Genomic DNA, 6,450 nt, shown 5'->3' with positions numbered 1-6,450 from the left:
AATATAATTAAATAATAGTTCATTTGGGAGAAGTTTTATGATAATAGGAAAAGCACAATACGAAGAATATCTATCAAATTTTACAGACAAAAAAGTATTTTTTAGCATAAATGAAGGAGAAAATTATATAAAAAATACAAATGCTTCTTCTGTAGTATTATCATTAAAACTATGCAATCTATATGGAGCTCTAAACACATTAAAACAAAAAAAACTTAATTCATATCTAAAAGATTTTTACAGCAAATCATTGCCTATAATAAGCAATAAATATGGCGGAAAAGTTGATCAAATATCAGCTCAATATATAGTAGCAGTATTTTCTGACAATTTTAAATTTAGAAATACAACTTACAGCGATATTTTAAAAGACGCCTATAGTTGTGCCAAAGAACTAATGTCAACATTAAAAGCAAATAGATATAGTGTAAGCATTTCTATAGCTATGGGAGATTTATGCTTTTGTCAGGTTTCAGATACTGAAGTATTATTCAATGAAGTAGTATGCATGGGAGAGCCTATGCTTCTTGCAAATGAATTAATAAATATATCAACTGTTAATGAAATATTGATTCCAGAAAATATAAGCCATATGGTTTATGCTGATAAAGAATTAAGAGCTTCTTGGTCTATTGCCTCACAAACTTGCGATTTTCCTGGTATTGGAAGTTGTTATATTAAGAAGTTAATAAAATTATAACTTATCATTAAAATATATATTTATATAAAATGATAAGTTATAAAAATCACATATAAAATATTTCAGGTTCAGCTCTTCTTTCAAACTGTTCTTCCAACTCATGTTGATGGTATAAATAGCCCTCATCATCATAATATCTGCATTTTTCTGGGCATTTTTTGATGCAAGCACCACATTTTGTACATATACCAACATATTTGCTCACATCATTAAAATCAATAGACCCCATAGGGCAAACATGAGCACATATTTTACAATCTGTACATTTTGACAAATTAACTTTAGGTTTTACTTTTAATATATCAATAGCATGTTCATGTCTATCTCTTGGTGTATAATAAGGACGAATAGGGTCATTTCCTCTCACTTTAATAGGTTCAGTAGGTATATTTTCAACAGTTCTTATTTTCTCTACTATTTTGTCTACAAAATCGGCAGCAATTTGCATATCTTTTTCATCAGGTCTATTAGCCCCTAAAGTATAAGAAAAAGAATGCTCACCAACAAAACCAGCACCAGCTATAGTATGAAAACCATTATCTTCTAAGATATTTCTAAGTTCAATTAGAGCATCATCAAAGTTTCTATTACCAAAAAGCACTACAGGTATAGCTAAAGCACCATTACCTTTAATGTTGTTTTTTAAATAGGGAAGCATTATATTTGGAACTCTTCCTGCATAGGTAGGACTTCCGCATATCACTAAATCATTTTCTTTAAACTCAAGCACTTTTTCTCTTCTTTTAGGCAAGCTATAATTATATTTCTCACACTCAACATTAAGTTTTTTAGCGACATTTTCTGCTATAAAAGAAGCTATTTTCTGAGTAGTACCAGTGGCACTGTAATATACAGCATAGACTTTTTTTACTATCATAATATACCCCCCATAGTACTTTTATCTATTATATAATAATTATGTAAATAAATATCTATAAGTCAAGTAAAAAACAAATAAAAGCAAAAAATAAAAAATAAAAATGTAGTTTTTGTGAAATAAAAAATATAAAACAAGAATAATAATATATAGAGAAATAAAATTTAAAAATAATATCTTGTAAATTTTGATTGACAATCAAAATTTATTTTACTATACTAGAGTATATCAAAAAATCATTTAAGTGGGAGATTTCATGGATTATATCAAACTTTATAATCAAAAATTAACCTCGCCATATGAAGCCGTTAAGGTAATAAAATCTGGTGACTGGATAGATTACGGTTGGGTAACTGCTACCCCAATAGAATTAGATAAAGCATTAGCTGAAAGAATGCCCGAGCTAACAGATATAAATATTAGAGGCGGTATATTATGTTGGGAGCCTCAAATATTTAAAATTCTTAATCCAGAAAAACATTTTACTTGGAACTCTTGGCATATGTCTGGTATAGAAAGAAAAGCGATATCAAGAGGATTTTGTTTTTATGACCCTATTCGTTATTCTGAAATGCCTAGATATTATAGAGATTTACCTCGCGGTATAGATGTGGCTATGTTCCAAGTTGGACCTATGGACGAGAATGGTTATTTTAGTTTTGGTCCTAATGCGTCACATATGCAGGCTGTTATAGAAAGGTCAAAATGTGTTATAGTTGAAGTAAATGAAAATATGCCTCGCTGTTTAGGTGCTGACCATATCGGCGGAGAATCTGTACATATTAATCAAGTTGATATGATAGTAGAGGGAGATAATCCTTCTATAGTAGAATTAGGAGGAGGCGGTGCTGCTACTGAGGTAGATAAAACTGTAGCTAAACTTATAGTAGAAGAAATACCTAATGGTGCTTGTATACAGTTGGGTATTGGTGGTATGCCTAATGCTGTAGGTTCTTTAATAGCAGAATCTGACCTTAAAGATTTAGGCGTACACACAGAGATGTATGTTGATGCTTTTGTTGATATATCATTAGCTGGTAAAATCACTGGAAATAAAAAGAATATAGACAGAGGAAGACAAACTTATGCTTTTGGTGCTGGTACTAAAAAGTTATATGATTTCCTTCATAATAACCCTCAATGTTTGTCTGCTCCTGTAGATTATACTAATGATGTAAGAGTAATATCTTCTATAGATAATTTTATGTCTATAAACAATGCTGTTGAAATAGATTTATTCGGTCAAGTAAGTGCTGAATCTACTGGTACTAAACATATAAGCGGTGCTGGCGGACAATTAGACTTTGTATTAGGTGCTTATCTTTCAAAAGGCGGTAAAAGCTTTATTTGTTTATCATCAACTGTAAAAGGTAAAGATGGTTCATTGCAATCAAGAATAGTTCCAAGTTTTGCTAATGGTACTATTATTACAGATACAAGAGCTAATACTCATTATGTTGTAACAGAGTATGGTAAAGTAAACTTAAAAGGTTTAAGCACTTGGCAAAGAGCTGAAGCTTTAATATCTATAGCTCATCCAGATTTTAGAGAAGAGTTAATCAAAAAAGCTCAAGAATGCAATATCTGGAGAAATAGCAATAAATAAAAAAGTTAGTTTAATTCATAATAAAACAAATTAATTAAAAAAGGAGAAGCAAATGTTTAAAACAACTGAACAACACGAAGAGTTTCGTGCTAAGGTCAGAGCTTGGGCTGAAGAAGTAGTAAAACCTATAGCTGTAGAGCTTGACCTTGATAATAAATTCCCAGATGAAGCTGTAAAAGAAATGGGTAAAAAGAAATTAGATATTATGGGTATACCATATGGTAAAGAATACGGCGGTGCTGGACTAGATGTTATTAGTTATGCTATAGCTGTAGAAGAGCTTTCAAGAGTTGATGGTGGTGTTGGTGTAATTTTATCAGCTCACACTTCTTTAGGTTCTTACCCTATCGCTGCTTTCGGTACTGAAGAGCAAAAGAAAAAATATTTAACTCCTCTAGCTAAAGGAGAAAAAATAGGTGCTTTCGGTTTAACTGAGCCTGAAGCTGGTTCTGATGCAGGCGGTACAGAAACTACTGCTGTATTAAATGGTGACCACTACATATTAAACGGTGAAAAAATATTCATCACTAATGCTCCTAAAGCTGATACTTATGTAGTATTCGCTGTTACTACTCCTGGTATTGGTACTAAAGGTATTAGTGCTTTCATAGTAGAAAAAGGTTGGGAAGGTTTTGAGTTTGGTGAACATTATAACAAACTTGGTATACGTTCATCTTCTACTGCTCAATTACTTTTCTCTGATGTTAAAGTTCCTAAAGAAAACTTACTTGGTAAAGAAGGACAAGGTTTCAAAATTGCTATGCAAACTCTTGACGGCGGTCGTATAGGTATTGCTGCTCAAGCTTTAGGTATAGCTCAAGGAGCTTATGAGGCTGCTTTAGAATATGCTAAAGACAGAATACAGTTTGGTCGCCCTATAGCTCAACAACAAGCTATTGCTTTCAAACTTTCTGATATGGCTACTAAATTACGTGCTGCAAGATTACTTGTTTACAGTGCTGCTTATCTTAAAGAAAAACATGAACCTTATGGTATGGAAGCTGCTATGGCTAAACAGTATGCTTCTGATATAGGTTTGGAAGTTGTTAATGATGCTCTTCAAATCCATGGTGGTAACGGTTATATTAAAGGTGCTTACATGGTTGAGAGAGCTTACCGCGATGCTAAGATTTGTACAATCTATGAAGGTACTAACGAAATTCAAAGAGTTGTTATTTCTGCTGCTATACTTGGTAAAATGCCTAAATCTCCTGCAGCTGCTGTTGCTGGTCCTATGGCTAAAAAAGGTCCTATCACTGGTGAAAGAAGAAACATCATCTTCAAAGAAGGTTCTGCTCAAGACAAAGTTAATGCTCTTGTGGCTGCTTTACAGAAAGATGGAATCGACTTCTCTGTTGGTATTGACATTAATACTCCTATAGTTGATGCTGAAAGAGTTGTTTCTGCTGGTAAAGGTATTGGCGGTAAAGAAAATATGAAACTTGTTGAGAACTTAGCTAAAGCTGCTGGTGCTGCTATTGGTTGTTCTCGTCCTGTTGCTGAAGAATTGAGATACTTACCTATCAATAGATATGTTGGTATGTCTGGTCAAAAATTCAATGGTAACTTGTATATTGCTTGCGGTATTTCTGGTGCTAACCAACACTTGAAAGGTATTAAAAACGCTTCTATCATAGTTGCTATCAATATGAAAGCTTCTGCTAAAATATTCAAAAATGCTGACTATGGTATTGTTGGTGATGTTACTGAGATACTTCCTTTACTTACTGCTGCTTTAGGTGGCGATGCTGCTAAAAAACCTGCTGAAGTACCTTACAAGAAAATTAAAAGAATCGTACCTAAGAAAGTTATGGAAATGCCAAAAATATATGTTTGTTCTGGTTGTGGTTATGAGTATAATCCATTCGTTGGAGACCCAGAAGCTGAAATAGCTCCAGGTACAGACTTTACTGCTCTTCCAGAAGAGTGGGTATGTCCTGAATGTAGTGAAGAAAAAGCTAACTTCATTAAGGCATAAATAATAATTAAGTAAAATGCTTAATTTTGATAAACTAACAAAGGAGGAAATTTAATGCATTGCGTTAGAAAAGTTACTGAAGATTTATATTGGGTTGGAGCTAATGAACATCGTTTGGCTCTATTTGAAAATGTTCACCCTTTAACTAGAGGGGTTTCTTATAACTCTTATCTTTTATTAGATGAAAAAACTGTTCTTTTTGATACTGTTGATTGGGCAGTTTGCAGACAATTCTTAGATAATATAGAATATGTTTTAAACGGTAAAAAACTTGATTACATGATTATCAACCACATGGAACCTGACCATGCTGCTTCTATTGAAGAAGTATTGATTCGTCACCCTGAAACTCAAGTTATTGCTACTGAAAAAGCATTTATGTTTATGGATCAATTTGGTTTCACTATTACTGATGACAAAAAAATTCAAGTAAAAGAAGGTGATTCTAGAAAATTTGGTAAGCATGAAATTCACTTCATTGCTGCTCAAATGGTTCACTGGCCTGAAGCTATGGTTAGTTTCGATAGCACTAATGGTGTTTTATTCTCTGCTGACGCTTTCGGTTCTTTCATTGCTATAGATGGCAAACAATTTTCTGATGAAGTTAACTTCGACAGAGAATGGCTTGATGAAGCTAGAAGATATTATACTAACATCGTTGGTAAATATGGTCCTCATGTACAGCATCTACTTAAAAAAGCTGGCGGTATAATAGACAAAATTAAAATGCTTTGTCCTTTACACGGACCTGTTTGGAGAAAAGATTTAGGTTACATTCTTGAAAAATACAACAAATGGAGCACTTATGAGCCTGAAACTAAAGGTGTATTAATCGTTTATGCTTCTATGTATGGTAATACTGAAGCTATGGCTGGTGTTGTTGCTTCTAAATTAGCTGAAAAAGGTGTTAGTAACACTGTTATGTATGATGTTTCAAGCACTCATGTTTCTTATTTGATTTCTGAAACTTTCAAATATAGTCATGTTGTTCTTGCTTCTGTTACTTACAACTTGAATATTTATCCTCCTATGCATAATTATTTAGATGATATGAGAGCTCTTAATGTTCAAAAACGTAAGTTCGCTATCATAGAAAATGGTTCTTGGGCTCCTAAATCTGGTGCTTTGATGCAAGAATTCATTGAAAACAACTTAAAACAATGCGAAATCATCGACCCTCAAGTATCTGTTTCTTCTTCTATGAAAGATGCTAACATTGGTGAGATTGATTCTTTAGTTGATGCTATAGTTGAATCTATGAAATAAGATTAAAAACACTTAAAAGCATA

The 6,450-nt window shown here is 32.8% G+C and carries 5 protein-coding genes; 4 read left to right on the top strand and 1 reads right to left on the bottom strand.

What is annotated here, in order from left to right:
* Positions 1-37 precede the first annotated feature (37 nt).
* Positions 38-700 (top strand): hypothetical protein, encoded by a 663-nt coding sequence (locus tag E6A48_RS07715; protein WP_219709452.1) that lies wholly within the window; start codon positions 38-40, stop codon positions 698-700.
* A 46-nt stretch (positions 701-746) separates the two neighbouring features.
* Here the strand turns inward: E6A48_RS07715 and E6A48_RS07710 are convergent, their stop codons facing one another.
* A complete protein-coding gene (locus E6A48_RS07710; RefSeq protein WP_219709450.1) occupies positions 747-1,577 on the bottom strand; it encodes an EFR1 family ferrodoxin in 831 nt (276 codons plus the stop codon).
* A 256-nt stretch (positions 1,578-1,833) separates the two neighbouring features.
* Here E6A48_RS07710 and E6A48_RS07705 point away from each other — a divergent pair, with 256 nt between their 5' ends.
* The 3 genes from E6A48_RS07705 to E6A48_RS07695 are packed head-to-tail and all read left to right on the top strand — an operon-like array spanning position 1,834 to position 6,427.
* Positions 1,834-3,183: a butyryl-CoA:acetate CoA-transferase gene (locus E6A48_RS07705; RefSeq protein ID WP_219709449.1), complete on the top strand. Its 1,350-nt coding sequence runs from the start codon at positions 1,834-1,836 to the stop codon at positions 3,181-3,183.
* A 52-nt stretch (positions 3,184-3,235) separates the two neighbouring features.
* Complete coding sequence (locus tag E6A48_RS12215) at positions 3,236-5,161, top strand: acyl-CoA dehydrogenase family protein (RefSeq protein ID WP_013243666.1); 1,926 nt, start codon at positions 3,236-3,238, stop codon at positions 5,159-5,161.
* Positions 5,162-5,215: 54 nt separating this feature from the next.
* Positions 5,216-6,427 carry an FprA family A-type flavoprotein gene (locus tag E6A48_RS07695; protein ID WP_219709448.1) on the top strand — a complete coding sequence of 404 codons (1,212 nt, stop codon included), beginning with the start codon at positions 5,216-5,218 and terminating at the stop codon, positions 6,425-6,427.
* Positions 6,428-6,450: the final 23 nt, after the last annotated feature.

Origin of the sequence: Brachyspira pilosicoli, from assembly GCF_019402445.1 — a bacterium.
GTDB lineage: Bacteria > Spirochaetota > Brachyspiria > Brachyspirales > Brachyspiraceae > Brachyspira > Brachyspira pilosicoli_B.
Note: the sequence above shows the minus strand (reverse complement) of the source record. Positions and strands in the feature narration are given on the sequence as shown.